The following is a 15,900-nucleotide window of genomic DNA, read 5'->3' on the forward strand; positions in this document are numbered from 1 at the left end:
CGAGCCCCGGTGAGCCCGGTCCCTCGGGGCGGGGTGCTGGGGGAGGGCCCTGCCCCAGCGCCTCCAGCCACTACTCGCGGTAGGCGACGGTGGTCATCATCCCGGACTCCGAGTGGTAGACGTTGTGGCAGTGCAGCATCCACAGGCCCGGATTGTCCGCGTCGAAGTCCACGGTCACTTTGCGGTGCGGCAGGACCGCCGCCGTGTCCTTGCGGGCGCCGGCCCCGTTGATGCCCGCCAGGGCGAACGTGTGGCCGTGCAGATGGATGGGATGCCACATCTCCGTGGCGTTGATGAACACCATGCGGACCCGCTCGCCCTCGCGGACCGCATAGAGATGGTCCGGGGAGTAGGGCTTCTCGTCGAAGGCCCAGTCGTACCGCTCCATGCCGCCGGTCAGCTTGATCCTCATGGTGCGGTCCGGCCTGCGCCGGGAGAGGGCCACGGACTCGTCGGGTTCGAGGCCGGCGGCCGACTTCAGCACTTCCCGGTCCAGCTCCGCCGGACGCACGGACGGTTCAGGGAGCGCCCCCTTGCCGGTGCGCAGGACGGCCATCGACGAGGCCTTCTTGCCCTCGGCGAGCGCGGTGAGCGGAAAGACCCCGTCCCCGGCGGTGACCAGCACGTCGTACCGCTCGCCCATGCCCACGAGCAGGGCATCGGTCCTGGTGGGGCGGACGGGGAAGCCGTCGGTGTGAGTGACCGTCAGCTCGTGGTCGCCGAGCGCCACCCGGAAGGCCGTCTCACCGCCGGCGTTGATGATGCGCAGCCGGATGCGGTCTCCGGGCTTGGCGGTGAACTGTGAAGGGTCGTCCGGCGTACGCCCGTTGATCAGGTAGTACGGGTAGTCGACATCGCCCGCCTCACCGCCGAGCAGGTTGCTGTTGGTGCCCCTCAGCAGCCGGGGCGGGCCGGACGGGCGGGACTCCGGCGACGGCGATCCCTTTGCCTTTGCCGTTGCCGTGGACGGTGTGCCACTCCCGTGGCCGTTGTGCCCGGTGCCGTCCATGCCTTTGCGGAGCTCGGCGAGCACCGAGTCCGGTGTGGAGCCGTCGACCCCGTCCACCCAGTCGTCCAGGAGGACGACCCACTCCTTGTCGTACGACAGCGGCTCCCTCGGGTCCTCCACGATCAGCGGGGCGTACATACCGCGGTCCAACTGCACACCCGAGTGCGGATGGAACCAGTACGTGCCGGGGTGGGCGACCACGAAGCGGTACGTGAACTCCGCGCCCGGGCGGATCGGCGGCTGCGTCACACCCGGCACCCCGTCCATGTCGTTGCGCATGGAGATGCCGTGACAGTGCAGCGAGGTCTCCTGCGGCAGGTTGTTGGCGATGGTGAGCGCGAGAGTGTCACCCGCCGTGACCCGTACCTCCTGGCCCGGCAGCCGGTCCCCGTACGCCCACGACTTGACCGTCCGGCCGCCGCCGAGCTCGAGTGGCGTCGCCGTGGCGGTGACCCGTACCTCCCGTACGGGGCCCGAGCCACGGCCGGCCTCGGCCGCCGCGACATCCTCGCCGTCGGGGGAGACAAAGCCCTCCGGGGCCTCCACGTTGCCGCCGTGGTCGGTGCCGTTGCGGCCGTGGCCGCCGCCGTGGCCGCCGTCGCCGGCTCCGGGGGATGAACAGGCGGCCAGAACTCCCATACCGGCCGCGGCGATCGATGCTCCGAGCACGGAGCGGCGCGTTGTGTGTGTACGCATGACTGAGTGCCCCTCGTGCGGGTGTCGAAGAGTGAGCGGAGGAGCGCGTGAACCGTTTGCGATCGGACGCAAGCGGCTGACGCGCTCCTATATCCGCAGCACCGACACCGTCGCGAGAGCCCGGTCGAGGTCTTGGCCCGAACCGTGGCCCGACGTGTGCCCCTCCGAATGCATCGTGGCGATGCCCAACAGCAGCGCCACGAACAGCAGCAGCTGTCCGTACCGCGCACGCCGGGTGATCACCATGGGGCGCAGCTTACCCCCGCCCGGTATACGTTGACATGCGGACACCGCCGCCACCGTCACTGGAGGCTGGGCAGCGGTCCCAGATCCTGTTCGTGGCAGGCTGGCCGGCGGTGCCCGCGCTGTCCCTGGCGCGGGAAGGAAGGGGCGGCGGGCAGTGACGTTCGTACGGGTGGGCGGCGTACCGCACCATGTGGTCGTCGAGGGCAGCGGGCCGGTCTGCGTACTGAGCGCCGGGCTCGCGATGAGCTGGTTCGACTGGGACCCCGTCGTGCCGCTGCTCGCTCCGCACCGCACCGTCGTCCGCTTCGACCGCCCTGGCCACGGGCTGAGCGCCCCGGCCGCCGTGCCGCCGTCCGCCGCCGGAGAGGGCCACCGCATCGCGGGCGTACTCGACGCGCTCGGCCTGGACGGGCCCGCCGCCGTCGTCGGGCACTCGATCGCCGGGTTCCACGTGGAGGCCTTCGCTCGCCTGCACCCCGCCCGTACCGCGGCTGTCGTGCTCGTCGACTCCAGCGTCGAGGAGCACGCGCGCGTGCCCGCCGCGCCCGCGGTCCGTACGGCGGTGGCACGCGGTGTGGGCGCCGCCCTGTCCCGCGTGGGCGCGCCCGCCGCCCTCGGGCCGCTCACCCGTCGCGCCGTGGTCCGCCTTTCGCGCACCGGGGGCGGCGACCCGGCCCCCGCCGCCCTCGTACGCCGCTGCTACGCCACGTCCCGGGTGCTGCAGGGCGCGCTTCTGGAGAACACCCACTACCACGCGGTCGCCGCCGAACTCCTCGCCCTGCGCGAGCGCCACGCCCTGCCGGACGCCCCGTTCGCGGTGCTCGCCGCGGCAGCCGGCGGGGAACGCTGGATCGAGCGGCAGCGCGCACTGGCCCGGCAGCTCGGGGCCCGCTTCGAGGCGGTCGCACCGGCGGGTCATCTGATGATGCTGGACCGCCCGGACGCCGTGGCCCGGGCGATTCTCGGCCTACCCGGGGCCGGCGGTGACGGGCAAGCCGTACGAGAGGTCCGGCCAGGCTCCGGTACGCCTCAGCCGTGGGCGTAGACACGCCCGACCCACGCGGCGATCTGCTCGCCGTTCAGATGCTGGGCCAGATCGGCCTCGCTGATCATGCCGACCAGCTGCTTGTTCTCGATCACGGGGAGCCGGCGGATCTGGTGGTCCTGCATCTCCTGCAGCACCGCGTCCGTGTCCGCGTCGGCTTCGATCCAGCGCGGTGTGCCCTTGGCCATGTCGCCCGCGGTGACCTGTGCGGGGTCGTGTCCCATGGCCACACAGCCGACCACGATGTCGCGGTCGGTGAGTATCCCGCAGAGTCGATCGTCGGCGTCGGCTATGGGCAGCGCGCCCACATTCAGCTGGCGCATCAGCTGCGCCGCACGGTCGAGGGTCTGGTGCGCGGGGATCCACTGAGCCCCGGGGTGCATGATGTCTTTGGCGGTGGTCACGGGTCCTACCTCCTGCGTCCGGTATGCCCCCCAGCGCACCCATTGTCGTTGGGCCGTTCGGAGTACGCCACCGCTGAGCGCGAAAGACAACGCGAACCGCTGCGAGGCGAGGACCTGGAAGGAGCCATGGGCATGGCGCTGCTGACCCTCCGGATCACCGGCCGCGAGCTGCCCGGCAGCGCGTGCGGCGAATACCGCCACATCCACGTCGGTGCGCAGCGCGGCAAGGAGCCCGACCAGCTGGTGCCGGCCGACGCGGCCGAGGCGGTCTTCGAGATCCCCGTCGAGACGGTCACCGCGTCCGACGGCACGACCGACTATCTGACCTGGGCCGAGCTGCCGCCGGGCGGTGAGTTCGCGACGTTCCGCCGGGCCAAGCTTTTCCTCGCCGACCTGCCCGACGATGCCCTGTCCGGCGGCGCGGTCGAGACCGGCTCGGGCTGACGGACGGGCAGGGCATGCCGCTCTGCGCGGCCGTCCGTCCGCCCCGGATCAGCTGGCGGCCGGCCGGGGCGGACGCCTGATACGAGATCAGGCGAGGCCTCAGGAGGGGGCGTCAGCGCCCCGCTTGCGCAGCAGGTCGACCATCAGATCGACCTCCGAGCGCTGTGCGTCGACCATCCCCTGGGCGAGACTTTGCTCCGTATCGACGGTGCAGAGCTTCACACAGCTCTCGGCCATGGTGATCCCGCCGTTGTGGTGGCTGATCATCAGCTGGAGATACTCGATCTCGGCCTGCTTGCCACTGGCCTTGCCGAGCCGCTTCAGATCCGTCTTGGTCGCCATGCCCGGCATCAGCGAGCCGTCCTCGGCCTGATGCCCGGCGCTGTGTCCGGAGTGCGCGCTGTGCTCGTCCTGCTGCATCCAGGCCATCGGCTCGCTGTCCGCGGAGACCTTGGGCAGACCCCACAGATCAAGCCAGCCCAGCATCATGCCGCGCTGGTTGGCCTGGGTGTTGGCGATGTCGTACGCGAGCCGGCGCACCTCGTCGTCCTGCGTACGGTCCCGCACGATGAAGGACATCTCCACCGCCTGCTGATGGTGGACCGCCATGTCGCGCGCGAAGCCCGCGTCCGCCGAAGTTACCGTTGGCGTAGGGGACTTGGCGTCTTCGCCGCCGCCCGCGGAGGCCACCGTGGCGGCCCCCGCGAAGAGCAGAGCGAGCACGACCGCCGTGATCGCCGCCCAGTGCGTACGGGTCGGACGGGTCACTGAGCGCCCAACCCGCCCGTGCACGCCGCACCCGGCTCCGGCGTCTGCGGGCCCTGCACGTACTTGCTGAAGAACTGGCTCACGCGCGGGTCGTCCGCGCTGTCGACGGTGACCTGCTTGCCCCAGGCGCTCAGCATGATCGCGCCGGCCTGGTCCTTGACCGGGCTCATCAGCGAGTACGGCGTCTTCTTCACCGTGTCGCTCAGCTTGGTCACATCTGCGGCCGGAGCCTTGTCGTTGTACGTCACCCAGACCGCGCCGTGCTCCAGCGAGTGCACGGCGTTCACGTCGGCGATCGGCTCCTTGTAGACGTCGCCGTTGCAGTTCATCCACGCCGCGTCGTGGTCGCCGCCGACCGGCGGCTTCATCGGGTAGCTGACCGCCGTGGTGACGTGGTTGCGGGCGAGCTTCTTCGCGTCCCAGGTCTTCTCACCGGTGACGGGAGCTTTGGCCTCGGCGACCTTCTGCTCCTTCTCGGCCGACTCCTTGTTGAGTACGAAGACGCCGAAGCCGACGAGACCGGCCACGACGACACCGCTTACGGCGATCGTGATGATGCGGCTGCGGCGCTCGCGGGCCTGTTCGGCGCGGCGCATCTGCTCTATTCGGGCCCGGCGGTCGTTGTTGCGTGAAGCCATGGTGGTGTCGTCCTTCGTGAAGTCCGCGGTGATCAAGGGGCTGAGGGGGAGGCGGGGCCTGCTATGTCCGCAGCACTTGAAGAACGTGAAGGCCCGGGGTGCGCGACAGCGCTTCCGAGCGGGGCAGCCGGGAGGCGGGCTGCGGGGGGCCGAGGTGAGGGGGCTGCGCCCCCGTATCGAGCGGGGCGTCCAGCGGCGGCGCGGTGAGTACGGCGGGCTTGACCAGCGGCAGCAGCCCGCAGGCGCCCCTGTCGTACGGGCAGGTGTGCGCGGTCTCGACGTCCGACGGGGATATCGCGGAGGTCGCGCGTATGTGGTCCGGGCCGGACGGGCTCGCGGCCGGGCTCAGACAGATGAAGAGCGCGCCGAGGAGCGTCGCCACGGCACTGAGCAGGGCCATGGGACGCCCGGTGCGCGCGATGTGGTTGAGCCGCGAACCCCTCATTGCCGCAAATCGTAGTGTGCGGGCGCGCCCGGCACCTCATACGGGGGCCGATAATCGCGGGAAAGTGGCCGCGAGTAGGAGGTCGGGGAACCTCAGGGTCGTCTCCGGGCACGCCCTGACCCACAATGGGCTCAGCCGGTACAGCGGCCATGGCACGAGGCACGCAACGCGCCTGAAACTCGTGGGTGGCATGCTCGTACGGGGCAGGCGGCTTGACCAGCAAGGATGGGTGGAAATGGATAAGCAGCAGGAGTTTGTGCTCCGTACGCTCGAGGAGCGCGACATCCGCTTCGTGCGCCTGTGGTTCAGCGATGTGCTCGGCTTCCTGAAGTCGGTCGCGGTGGCTCCCGCTGAGCTGGAGCAGGCGTTCGACGAAGGGATCGGCTTCGACGGCTCCGCGATCGAGGGCTTCGCGCGGGTCTACGAATCCGACATGATCGCCAAGCCGGATCCGAGTACGTTCCAGATCCTGCCGTGGCGCGCCGAGGCCCCGGGCACGGCGCGGATGTTCTGCGACATCCTGATGCCCGACGGGTCGCCGTCCTTCGCGGACCCGCGTTACGTACTGAAGCGGATCCTCGCCAAGACCTCGGACCTGGGCTTCACCTTCTACACCCACCCGGAGATCGAGTTCTTCCTGCTGAAGGACAAGCCGCTGGACGGGACCAGGCCGGTACCCGCGGACAACTCCGGCTACTTCGACCACACCCCGCAGAACGTCGGCATGGACTTCCGCCGGCAGGCGATCACCATGCTCGAGTCGATGGGGATCTCGGTGGAGTTCAGCCACCACGAGGGCGCGCCGGGCCAGCAGGAGATCGATCTGCGGTACGCGGACGCGCTCTCCACGGCCGACAACATCATGACGTTCCGCCTGGTGATGAAGCAGGTCGCGCTGGAGCAGGGCGTCCAGGCGACGTTCATGCCGAAGCCGTTCAGCGAGCACCCCGGCTCCGGGATGCACACCCACCTCTCCCTCTTCGAGGGCGACCGCAACGCCTTCTACGAGTCGGGCGCGGAGTACCAGCTCTCCAAGGTCGGCCGCTCCTTCATCGCGGGCCTGCTCAAGCACGCCGCGGAGATCTCGGCCGTGACGAACCAGTGGGTCAACTCCTACAAGCGCATCTGGGGCGGCTCCGCCCGCAGCGCGGGCGCGGGCGGCGAGGCCCCTTCGTACATCTGCTGGGGCCACAACAACCGCTCGGCACTGATCCGCGTCCCGATGTACAAGCCGGGCAAGACGGGCTCTGCCCGGGTCGAGGTCCGCTCCATCGACTCCGGCGCCAACCCGTATCTGACCTACGCGGTGCTGCTGGCGGCGGGCCTCAAGGGCATCGAGGGGGGCTACGAACTCCCGGCCGGCGCGGACGACGACGTGTGGGCGCTCTCGGACGCCGAGCGCCGGGCGATGGGGATCGAGCCGCTGCCGCAGAACCTCGGCGAGGCGATCGCGCTGATGGAGCGCAGCGAGCTGGTGGCCGAGACGCTGGGCGAGCACGTCTTTGACTTCTTCCTGCGCAACAAGAAGCAGGAGTGGGAGGAGTACCGGTCGGAGGTTACGGCGTTCGAGCTCCGCAAGAACCTGCCGGTGCTGTAAGCACAGGTCAGAGCGGTTTCTCGTCCTGAGAACGATCCGGGCCGGTGGCATGCTGCCACCGGCCCGGAGTCGTCTCATTCGCCCTGGGCCGTCTGTGGGCCGTCCGGCGCAGTGCAGGGGTGCTTGGTCCTCGGAGGCTAGTCCAGCCCGATGAGTAGACGGGACTCCCGTGCAGGTCAGAGCGCCGTATGGGGGTTGGCCCGGAGAAGGCTCGCGAACCGGTGCGGGACCTTCTTCCACGTGACGGGGGCGCTGGGCTCATCGGGTGTTCTCGACTCCTGTTGGCGGGTGTCGGGGAGAGGCGGGCGCGCCGGGTTGGCAGTGTGTGCGGTGCGTCCTGGGGTCTGCTTCGAGGCCCGGGTTGCCCTGCTGGCTCATGAGGCTGCGTTGATCGGAGAGGGTGTGGTGGCCGAGTTGGGGTGAGTCGGCTGATCGGGCATCGCCCGGTCACCGTGTCGTCCTTCCCGCAGAGGGATGGATCTTCCCATCACGATCACGGGCGTGGAGCGCGTCCCCCGGGCGACGCGCACCCCGTCACGTGGGCGGGCAGCGCGTCGTCCAGCGCCGCTGGGTGACAACCAGCGGCCCTCTCGGGGGCCTCGTCAGGTAACGGAGAGACGATGATGTCAGAGCGTGTGACCGGGACAATGCAATGACCAGGACCATGCGGGGCACGATGGCGCTGGTCGTGGCGCTGGTGATGGCCGGGCTGGCTCTGGGAGTGTTCCCCGGGGCCGGGACCGCGTGGGCTGCGGCCCCGAGCTTCGCCCCGAAGGTCGACTACGCCACCGGCGGCGGCCCGCAGTCGGTGGCGGTGGGTGATCTGGACGGTGACGGCGACCCGGACCTGACCACCGCCAACTATTTCGGGCCCACGGTGTCGGTGCTGCTGGGCGACGGGAACGGCACCTTCGCCCCGAAGGTCGACTACTCCACCGGCACCAACCCGATCTCGGTGGCGGTGGGTGATCTGGACGGTGACGGCGACCTGGACCTGACCACCGCCAACTCTTCATCCAGCACGGTGTCGGTGCTGCTGGGCAACGGGAACGGCACCTTCGCCGCCAAGACCGACTACTCCACCGGCACCAGCCCGTTCTCGGTGGCGGTGGGTGATCTGGACGGTGACGGCGACCTGGACCTGACCATCGCCAACTTTAGCGCGGACACGGTGTCGGTGCTGCTGGGCAACGGGAACGGCACCTTCGCCCCGAAGGTCGACTACTCCACCGGCGTCGGCCCGATCTCGGTGGCGGTGGGTGATCTGGACGGTGACGACGACCTGGACCTGACCACCGCCAACGCCTCAGCTGGCACGGTGTCGGTGCTGCTGGGCAACGGGAACGGCACCTTCGCCGCCAAGACCGACTACTCCACCGGCGCCTTGTCGTACTCGGTGGCGGTGGGTGATCTGGACGGCGACCTGGACCTGGACCTGACCACCGCCAACGCTAACGCGGACTCGGTGTCGGTGCTGCTGGGCGACGGGAACGGCACCTTCGCCCCGAAGGTCGACTACTCCACCGGCACCAACCCGGTCTCGGTGGCGGTGGGTGATCTGGACGGTGACGGCGACCCGGACCTGACCACCGCCAACGCTGACGCGTCCACGGTGTCGGTGCTGCTGGGCGACGGGAACGGCACCTTCGCCCCGAAGGTCGACTACTCCACCGGCGGCGGCCCGCAGTCGGTGGCGGTGGGTGATCTGGACGGCGACCTGGCCTTGGACCTGACCACCGCCAACCTCAACACGGACACGGTGTCGGTGCTGCTCAATACCACCCCGCCCACGGCTCCGGTGATCACCAGTCCGGCCGACGGGTCCACGATCAGCGACAACACCCCGACGTTCACCGGCACCGGCGGGCCCGGCGACACCATTACGGTCACCGACGGGACCGGCGCGACGATCTGCACGGCCACGGTGGACGGGTCGGGGAACTGGACCTGCACCGCGGCCACGCCAGTCCTGGACGGGGAGCGCACTTTCACTCCCACCGCCACCAACGCCCAAGGCAGCACTTCGGGTGCGTCGGTGACGGTGACCATCGCCACGACCGCGCCTTCGGCTCCGGTGATCACCAGTCCGGCCGACGGGTCCACGATCAGCGACAACACCCCGACGTTCACCGGCACCGGCGGGCCCGGCGACACCATCACGGTCACCGGCAGCACGATCTGCACGGCCACGGTGGACGGGTCGGGGAACTGGACCTGCACCGCGACCACGCCGCTCCCCGACGGGGAACGCACCTTCACCCCCACCGCCACCGATGCCGCCGGCAACAGCACTACCGGCCCGTCGGTGACTGTGACCATCGCCACGACCGCGCCTACGACCCCGGTGATCACCAGTCCGGCCGACGGGTCCACGATCAGCGACTGCGGCAGACGCCCCGACGAGCGCCCCACCGTGGCGCGCACAGAGCCGCGCTGCATGCTGACCTTCACCGGCAGCGGCGAGCCCGGCGACACCGTCACCGTCACCGACACAAACGGCACCACGATCTGCACGGCCACGGTGGACGGGGCGTGGAACTGGACCTGCACGGCGACCACGCAGATCCCCAGGGGGGAACACACCTTCACCCCCACCGCCAGCGACACCGCCGGCAACAGCACCACCGGCCCTTCGGTGACGGTGACCATCGAGCCACGACAAAAGCCCCACAAACCCCGCCCCCACAAGCCAAACAAGCCGCAGTCCCACAAGCCGCACGGGCACCCGATGCGGGCCGGCGCGGCGCTGTGAAGCCCGGCGGGCCACGACCGGGGACGTCCCCGTCGCACTCCGGTCTCAGTGGCCGTCCGTACTGCCGTATGCCGATTGGTCATCGCCGACCATGGCTGCTCGGAAGAAGACGGTCGTGGTGGCGCGGAAGCCGGTATGTGGGCAGTCGAAGGGTGGCCCAGGGGGACCAGCAACGACCGTCGACGGCCACCCGAACCCTGGCTAGAGGGTCTTGTCCTGGATCCTCCGAGGCCGCATTCGAGCCGCGTAAGTTCCTGCGCAACAAGAAGCAGGAGTGGGAGGAGTACCGCTCGGAGGTCACGGCGTTCGAGCTCCGCAAGAACCTGCCGGTGCTGTAAGCGCAGGTCAGAGCGGCTTCTCGTCCTGAGAACGGTCCGGGCCGGCGGCGTACTGCCGTCGGCCCGGAGTCTTCTGATGTCCGGGAATCGGCGAACCGGCGCGGCCGGGAGACCCTTGGCCGGCGGCACTGGACAACGCCCGCATCCCGGCGGACCGCCGTGGCCCTGATCGCCACCCCTGGATTTTGGGAACGGCCAGGGCCCGCGACGACGCCGCCGGACCGGGGGACGTGACGGGCAGCGACCCCTGACCACGTACACCGGGAGTAGAGGTCAGTTGAACATCCCCGCACCGGGGATCGCCTCAAGAAGCTGCTGCGTGTAGGAATCCGCCGGCGAGTTGAGCACCTGGTCCACCGGCCCCTGCTCGACCACCCGGCCGCGACGCATGACCACGACGTCATGGGCGATCGACCTGACGACGGAGAGATCGTGTGAGATGAACAGATAGCTGAGCCCGAGTTCGTGCTGAAGGGTGTCGAGCAGCTTCAGAATCTGGTCCTGCACCAGTACGTCCAGCGCGGAGACCGCCTCGTCGCAGACGACCAGTCGGGGACCGAGCGCGAGCGCGCGGGCGATCGCCACCCGCTGGCGCTGGCCGCCGGACAGCTCGTTCGGGTACCGCTGACTTACGGCGGACGGCAGCGCGACCTGCTCCAGCAGTTCCAGCACCCTGGCCCGGCGTTCGGCGCGGTCGCCGACGCCGAAGATCCGCATCGGCTCGGCGATCAGACCCTCGACCGTGAACGTCGGATCGAGCGACGCGTACGGATCCTGGAAAACCGGCTGCATGGCCCGGCGTGCCGCGCGCAGCCGCGCACCGCGAAGCCCGACCATTTCCGAGCCGTCGAGCCGGATGGCGCCGGTGGTCGCCGGGACAAGCCCGAGCACCATCCTGGCCGTCGTCGTCTTGCCCGAGCCGGATTCGCCGACGATCGCCGTCGTACGTCCGCGTCCCACGGTGAAGGACACCTCATCGACGGCACGCAGCACGCCGCCCCGCCCGGGGATGCGGTACTCCTTCGATACCCGGTCGACCTCCAGCACCGTCTCTTCGCTGTGCTCGCTCTGCTCGCCGGGCACGACCGCCCGCCGGCGTGGAGTCGCCAGAGAGGGCGCGGCAGCCACGAGTCTCCTGGTGTACTCGTGTTCCGGATCGGTGAGGATCTGCCGCGCGGGGCCCGCTTCCACCACCTTGCCCTTGGACATCACCACCACCTGGTCCGCCCGGTCGACCGCCAGGCCCAGGTCGTGCGTGACCAGCAGCAGCGCGGTGCCCAGCTCGTGGGTCAGGTTCTCCAGGTGGTCGAGGATCTGCCGCTGCACGGTCACATCGAGTGCGGAGGTCGGCTCGTCCGCGATCAGCAGATCCGGCCGGCAGGCCAGGCCGATCGCGATCAGGACGCGCTGGCGCATGCCGCCGGACAACTCGTGCGGGTACTGCCGCGCCCGGCGGGCCGGCTCCGGGAGCCCGGCTTCCGCCAGCATCCCGACCGCGCGTGCGGGTGCTTCACGCCGGCTGGCCATGCCGTGCACCACCAATGTTTCCGCGACCTGCCGCCCCACCCGCGCGACCGGATTGAGATTGGACATCGGGTCCTGCGGAACGAGCCCGATCTCCCGCCCGCGCAACCGCCGCAGCCGCTTCTCGTCGGCATGCGTGATGTCCTCGCCCCGCAAGCGGATCCGGCCACCGGTGATCCGGCCCGAACCGGGCAGCAGACCCATCACGGCGTGTGCCGTGGTCGACTTACCGGAGCCGGACTCGCCGACCACCGCGACCCGCTGTCCCGGCATCAGCCGGAAACCGGCACCCCGCACGGCGGGGACCGCGCCGCCCGCGAAGGACACTTCGAGATCGCTCACTTCCAGCAGCGGCTCGGCATCGGATTTCGTCATCGCTCAGCCCTTCACTTTCCGGTCTTCGGATCGAGCGCGTCCCGCAGGGCGTCGCCGAACAGGTTGAACCCGAGGCAGATCAGCGCGATCGCGATGCCGGGGAAGACGGCCGGCCACGGAGTGCGGAACAGGTACTGCTGGGCGTCGGACAGCATGATGCCCAGGCTCGGGTTCGGGGGCTGGATGCCCAGCCCGAGGAAGGACAGGATGGCTTCGCCGAGCACGGCTGCCGGCATGATCACCGTGGCCTGCACGATGATCGCGGACAGGGCGTTGGGCAGGATGTGCTGCCCGAGGATCCGCCATGGTCCCGCGTCCATGGTGTGCGCGGCGAGCACGAAATCGGTGTCCTTCAACCGCAGGGTCTCGGCGCGGACCACACGGATCATGGTGGGAACGTTGGCTATGCCCAGTGCGATCGCCGCGTTGCCGAGCCCGCCGCCGTTGATCGCCGCGAAGCCGACCGCGAGGATGAGGAAGGGGAACGCGAGCATGAGATCGGCGAGCCTGGACACCAGAGCGTCCAGCCGGCGCCAGTAGCCCGCGAACAGTCCGAGCGGCACGCCGACGATGATCGCGAGCAGCACCGACAACACGCCGACCTCGAACGAAGCGCGCGTGCCGTACAGCACCCGTGACAGCACATCCCTGCCGAGGTCATCGGTGCCCAGCGCGAAACCGACGGTGTTCGGCTGCTGGAACGGCGTCGAGAAGTGCACCTCGGCCGGCGGGTAGGGCGCGAGCCAGGGCGCGAACACTCCGGCGACGATCACGATCAGCAGCAACGCGCCGCCGACCAGGCCCATCGGGTTGTGCGACAACTTGCGCAGCACCCGCCCGCGTACCCGCCCGAGAGTGCCGGCGGGGGCTCCGGCGGGAGTTCCGGCGGGAGTTTCGGCGATTGCGGTCACTGCGCCCTCCCGGACACTCGAATGCGTGGGTCGATGACCGTGTAAATGAGATCGACCAGCAGATTGATCACGACATAGGACGCGGTGACGACCAGGACGACGGACTGGATGACCGGATAGTCCCGGCTGAGCAGCGAGTCGAGGGTGAGCTTGCCGATGCCGGGCAGGGTGAAGATACGCTCGGTGACCACCGCGCCGGCTATCAGGCCACCGAGTTGCAGGCCGATGACCGTGGTCACCACGATCAGGCTGTTGCGCAAGCCGTACCGGAAGATCACGGCGCGGCGGCCCAGCCCCTTCGCCCGCGCGGTGCGCACGAAATCGGCGGTGAGGGTGCCGACCATCGCCGCCCGCGTCTGCCGCTGGACGACTGCGGCATGGGTCATCCCGAGGATCACTGCCGGCAGGATCAGGTAGTAGATCCCGCGCAGCGGATCTTCGAAGGGGGAGACGTAACCCGATGCCGGAAACCAGCCCAACTGCACGGAGAGGTAGAGGATCGCGAGGATGCCGAGCCAGAAGGTCGGCACGGACAGCGCGAACAGGGAGAAGCCGTTCGCCGCCCACTCGGGCCACCGGCCCCGGAAGACCGCCGCGAGCACGCCCGCCGACATCCCGGCCAGTACGGCGATGAGCATCGCGAAGACCGCGAGCTGGATCGTCACCGGCAGGGTCGCGCCGATCATCTGGTCGACCGGCGTGCCGGTCCGGACCGAATTACCGAAATCGCCGGTCAGCGCGTGTCCGGCGAACCGGAAGTACTGCACCGGAAGTGAATCGTTCAGGCCGAGTTGGGCCCGCACTGCCGCGATCGTCGCGGGGTCGGCTCCATCCCCGGCCATCGCGACCGCCGGGTCACCCGGCAGCGCGCGCACACCGACGAACACGACGATCGACGCGAGTGCGAGCGTGACGGCGGACTGCCACAGGCGGTGGAACAGGTAGTTCAGCAAGGTTCAGCCCTCCTGTTATGAGACGAACGCGGCCTTGCCGAGCCGGACCAGTCCGTCGGAGTACACCTCGACGCCGGCGACCCGGGTGGAGTGCACGGTGAGGTTGCGCATCCGGTAGAGGTAGACGATGGGGTTCTCCCGCTGAATCAGCTGTACGGCCTGCCCGTAGAGCTTGGCCCGCTGTGCGGTGTCGGTGATCTGCGCGGCCCGGGCAAGCAGATCGTCCAGTTGTGCCGAGGAAAATCCGCCGTAGTTGGAACTCGCGGACGTGGCAAGGAAACTCGAAGTGTTCGCGTCCGGGTCTATCCGCCCGGACCAGCCGAGTTGCATCAGCTCAAAGCCACCGCGCTGCCGCACGTCGAGCGAGGTGGCGTATTCGACCGGGACGATGCGCAGATCGAAGCCGCCCTCTGCGACGCTGGCTTGTAGCGCCTGCGCATACCGGAGCTCATCCTGGGCGTTGGCCACCGTGAGGGTCACCTTGAGCGGCACATGGACGCCCGCTTCCTTGAGCAACTGAAGTGAGCGCTTCGGGTTGAACGCCGGGCAGGCGTTGCTGGCCGCCGAGGCATACGGGGTCGTGGGGGCGATGGGGGAGCATGCCGGTTCGAACCAGTTGTTGAACACGGTGTTGACCAAGGTCTTGCGGTCGACGCTGTAGCCGAAGGCCGCCCGGACTCTGGAGTCCTTCGCGCTCGGGGTGTTGATGGTCTTCGGGGGTGTTCCGGCGCCGTCCACATTGCCGGTGTTGAACGTGACTGCCCGATATCCGAGATAACCGGACTGGAGCACCTTCAGATTCGGATCCTTGACCAGCCCGTCGACGTCCTGCGGGGAGATGGTGTCGGCCACCTGGATATCGCCGGAGCGCAGGTTCGCGGCCCGGATGTTCGCGTCCGTCATGATCCGGTAGGTGATCGTGTCGAGGTGGACGTGGGCGGCGTCGTAGTACAGCGGGTCGCGCTTGACCGTGATGGAGGTCTGCGGAACGCGTTTGACGAACTTGAACGGACCGACGCACACCGGTGAGTTGCCGAAATTGTCGCCCTTCGCGGCCAGCGCGGCCGCCGACATGATCATCCCGGCCCGGTCGGCGAGTGCGGCGGTGATCGGCGCGAACGGGCGCTTGTAGCGGAGGGCGACGTGGGTCGCGTCGGTTGCCTCGATGCTCTCGATCGGGCCCATTTCGGTGGTGCGCTGCGAAGTCTTCGTCGTGAAATGGCGCTGAAGGCTGGTGCGCACGGCGTTCGCGTTGAACGGGGTGCCGTCGGCGAACACGACACCGGTGCGGACCGGAATCGTCACGGTCAGTCCGTCGCGCGAGATCGTGGGCAGCTGGGTCGCGAGTTGCGGAACGATCCGACCGCTCGCGTCGAGGTCGTACAGCTTCTCGCAGATCGAGCTCATCACGTTGCGCGTCAACGACGAGCTGGACGTGGTCGGGTCGAGCTGGTCGGGTTCGGCGGACAGGCCCACCACGAGATCACCGCCCGTACGGACCTGCTGGTTTCCGACGGGGGTGCCGTAGACGTCGGTGTGATCGGCGGTGACGTCGGCGTGCTGGATGGGGACGCAAGAGGTGAGCCCTGCCACGGCCAGGCCGATCACCGCAAGCCGAATCGGGGCACCGCGCACAAACTTAGAACAAACTGCTGAGCTGGCAGCTCGGCGATCATGTACTGGAAGTCCTTGGCCGCGACGCGCCCTTCCTGCACCGACCAGGCGCCGGCGCCGACGAGGCCGTACAGTGCCTCG

Annotated in this window: 15 protein-coding genes and 1 pseudogene; 6 read left to right on the forward strand and 10 right to left on the reverse strand. The window is 69.3% G+C overall.

Annotated features, from left to right (window positions below; genetic code table 11):
- Positions 1–70 precede the first annotated feature (70 nt).
- Both ACWDO5_RS20905 and ACWDO5_RS20910 read right to left on the reverse strand, forming a co-directional pair.
- Positions 71–1,705, reverse strand: coding sequence for a multicopper oxidase family protein (locus ACWDO5_RS20905; RefSeq protein ID WP_450531831.1), 1,635 nt, complete (start codon positions 1,703–1,705; stop codon positions 71–73).
- Between the two features lie 87 nt (positions 1,706–1,792).
- Positions 1,793–1,951, reverse strand: a complete 159-nt coding sequence (locus tag ACWDO5_RS20910; protein WP_450531832.1) for a hypothetical protein — start codon at positions 1,949–1,951, stop codon at positions 1,793–1,795.
- Positions 1,952–2,105: 154 nt separating this feature from the next.
- Here ACWDO5_RS20910 and ACWDO5_RS20915 point away from each other — a divergent pair, with 154 nt between their 5' ends.
- Positions 2,106–2,996, forward strand: coding sequence for an alpha/beta fold hydrolase (locus ACWDO5_RS20915; protein WP_450531833.1), 891 nt, complete (start codon positions 2,106–2,108; stop codon positions 2,994–2,996).
- Here the strand turns inward: ACWDO5_RS20915 and ACWDO5_RS20920 are convergent.
- A complete protein-coding gene (locus ACWDO5_RS20920; protein WP_450531834.1) occupies positions 2,981–3,400 on the reverse strand; it encodes a CBS domain-containing protein in 420 nt (139 codons plus the stop codon). The genes ACWDO5_RS20915 and ACWDO5_RS20920 overlap by 16 nt on opposite strands.
- A 132-nt stretch (positions 3,401–3,532) precedes the next feature.
- Between ACWDO5_RS20920 and ACWDO5_RS20925 the strand changes: the two genes are divergently transcribed.
- Positions 3,533–3,844 (forward strand): DUF5990 family protein, encoded by a 312-nt coding sequence (locus ACWDO5_RS20925; RefSeq protein ID WP_450531836.1) that lies wholly within the window; start codon positions 3,533–3,535, stop codon positions 3,842–3,844.
- Between the two features lie 14 nt (positions 3,845–3,858).
- On the forward strand, positions 3,859–3,924 hold the full coding sequence (locus tag ACWDO5_RS20930; RefSeq protein WP_450531846.1) for a hypothetical protein: 66 nt from the start codon (positions 3,859–3,861) through the stop codon (positions 3,922–3,924).
- A gap of 19 nt (positions 3,925–3,943) precedes the next feature.
- On the opposite strand, the gene ACWDO5_RS20935 is transcribed toward ACWDO5_RS20930, so the two are convergent.
- The 3 genes from ACWDO5_RS20935 to ACWDO5_RS20945 all read right to left on the reverse strand — a co-directional run bounded on the left by ACWDO5_RS20935 (position 3,944) and on the right by ACWDO5_RS20945 (position 5,695).
- Positions 3,944–4,612 (reverse strand): DUF305 domain-containing protein, encoded by a 669-nt coding sequence (locus tag ACWDO5_RS20935; protein ID WP_450531837.1) that lies wholly within the window; start codon positions 4,610–4,612, stop codon positions 3,944–3,946.
- The gene (locus tag ACWDO5_RS20940; RefSeq protein WP_450531838.1) at positions 4,609–5,250 is read right to left on the reverse strand and encodes a DUF3105 domain-containing protein; all 642 of its coding nucleotides are present in this window, start codon (positions 5,248–5,250) and stop codon (positions 4,609–4,611) included. Before ACWDO5_RS20940 ends, ACWDO5_RS20935 begins: the two co-directional genes overlap by 4 nt.
- Before the next feature lie 61 nt (positions 5,251–5,311).
- Positions 5,312–5,695, reverse strand: a complete 384-nt coding sequence (locus ACWDO5_RS20945; protein WP_450531839.1) for a hypothetical protein — start codon at positions 5,693–5,695, stop codon at positions 5,312–5,314.
- Between the two features lie 235 nt (positions 5,696–5,930).
- Between ACWDO5_RS20945 and ACWDO5_RS20950 the strand changes: the two genes are divergently transcribed.
- From ACWDO5_RS20950 to ACWDO5_RS20960, 3 genes and pseudogenes are all read left to right on the forward strand, one after another.
- Positions 5,931–7,292: a glutamine synthetase family protein gene (locus ACWDO5_RS20950; protein WP_450531840.1), complete on the forward strand. Its 1,362-nt coding sequence runs from the start codon at positions 5,931–5,933 to the stop codon at positions 7,290–7,292.
- 652 nt (positions 7,293–7,944) lie between these two features.
- The gene (locus ACWDO5_RS20955) at positions 7,945–10,044 is read left to right on the forward strand and encodes an FG-GAP-like repeat-containing protein (protein WP_450531841.1); all 2,100 of its coding nucleotides are present in this window, start codon (positions 7,945–7,947) and stop codon (positions 10,042–10,044) included.
- A 251-nt stretch (positions 10,045–10,295) separates the two neighbouring features.
- A pseudogene (locus ACWDO5_RS20960) lies at positions 10,296–10,382 on the forward strand (glutamine synthetase); the annotation flags it as partial.
- Positions 10,383–10,655: 273 nt separating this feature from the next.
- Here the strand turns inward: ACWDO5_RS20960 and ACWDO5_RS20965 are convergent.
- Genes ACWDO5_RS20965 through ACWDO5_RS20980 form a run of 4 tightly spaced genes read right to left on the reverse strand, consistent with a single transcriptional unit; the run spans position 10,656 to position 15,753 of the window.
- Positions 10,656–12,281 (reverse strand): dipeptide ABC transporter ATP-binding protein, encoded by a 1,626-nt coding sequence (locus ACWDO5_RS20965; RefSeq protein ID WP_450531842.1) that lies wholly within the window; start codon positions 12,279–12,281, stop codon positions 10,656–10,658.
- Between the two features lie 11 nt (positions 12,282–12,292).
- Positions 12,293–13,192 (reverse strand): ABC transporter permease, encoded by a 900-nt coding sequence (locus ACWDO5_RS20970; protein ID WP_450531843.1) that lies wholly within the window; start codon positions 13,190–13,192, stop codon positions 12,293–12,295.
- On the reverse strand, positions 13,189–14,145 hold the full coding sequence (locus ACWDO5_RS20975; RefSeq protein ID WP_450531844.1) for an ABC transporter permease: 957 nt from the start codon (positions 14,143–14,145) through the stop codon (positions 13,189–13,191). The genes ACWDO5_RS20970 and ACWDO5_RS20975 overlap by 4 nt, the downstream gene beginning before the upstream one ends.
- Positions 14,146–14,160: 15 nt before the next feature.
- Complete coding sequence (locus ACWDO5_RS20980) at positions 14,161–15,753, reverse strand: ABC transporter substrate-binding protein (RefSeq protein ID WP_450531845.1); 1,593 nt, start codon at positions 15,751–15,753, stop codon at positions 14,161–14,163.
- Positions 15,754–15,900 lie beyond the last annotated feature (147 nt).

The sequence above is a fragment of the Streptomyces sp. NPDC000880 genome (assembly GCF_053599675.1).